Source organism: Fictibacillus sp. NRS-1165 (assembly GCF_050468105.1).
GTDB classification, from domain to species: Bacteria; Bacillota; Bacilli; order Bacillales; family Fictibacillaceae; genus Fictibacillus_C; species Fictibacillus_C terrinigri.
Genome location: NZ_JBDPNU010000085.1, coordinates 1 through 819, shown reverse-complemented (window position 1 = coordinate 819; position 819 = coordinate 1). Strand labels below are relative to the sequence as shown.

At 36.5% G+C, this 819-nt stretch carries 1 protein-coding gene and 1 pseudogene; one reads left to right on the top strand and one right to left on the bottom strand.

Going from position 1 to position 819, the window contains the following annotated elements; translation table 11 throughout:
* Positions 1-373: pseudogene (locus ABHN01_RS24035) on the top strand (recombinase family protein); the annotation flags it as partial.
* A 275-nt stretch (positions 374-648) separates the two neighbouring features.
* Here the strand turns inward: ABHN01_RS24035 and ABHN01_RS24030 are convergent.
* Positions 649-819, bottom strand: a 171-nt coding sequence (locus tag ABHN01_RS24030; protein WP_429877638.1) for a BlaI/MecI/CopY family transcriptional regulator, incomplete at its 5' end; no start/stop codon positions are given.

The following is an 819-nucleotide window of genomic DNA, read 5'->3' as shown; positions in this document are numbered from 1 at the left end:
CTTCATGAATGGAATGACATTACAAAAAATATTGAGGCTGACATTGTGGTTTTGGATATGCCGTTATTAGTTACCACCCAATTTAAAGACAGCTTAGGTACCTTTATTGCTGATTTATTTTTGCAGATTCTTTCTTGGATGGCACAAGAATAACGAGATTGGATTCGCAAACGGCAGCGTGAAGGAATTGAGGTTGCTTTGCAAAATCACGTAGCCTTCTGGTAGACCCAAGGTCGTCTTGACAGAACAGTTTAAACAGATTTATACACAATGGAAAGCAGGGGAAATGACGGCTGTGAAGGCCATGCAGGAAATGGGAGTAAAAAAGACGACTTTTTATAAACTTGTTAAGGAGTTTGAAAAGGCATTATAAGAATAGGGCATGCATAAGGCATGTATAATAGGAAGAAACACGTCAAAATGGAGCATCTCGTAGTTAGGTAGATGCTCCTTTTTTCAAAAATTATAAAAACAAGATTATCATTTGGTATTCAATAAATTGATCCATTATCATCTGATCAAAGTTATAAAAAATTACTAGCCACCATCAATTTACGATTAGACAAAGGCAATATCAATAATTCATTATTGATAATGGATGGAACGATATCATCACTGACTGTCACTAACTCCATTTGATTTACTGTTTCATCCTGAGGTTTTTTTAGTCTTTCCATCTAAAATTGAGCGTAATTCTTTAATATCCTCTTCAGATAAGGACTCCTCTTGGATGAACTGAACCAGCATCGACTTCAGCGTCCCACCGTAAATTCTCTTTATAAAAGACTGTGTCTCAGCGCGCTGATATTCATCCTGCGA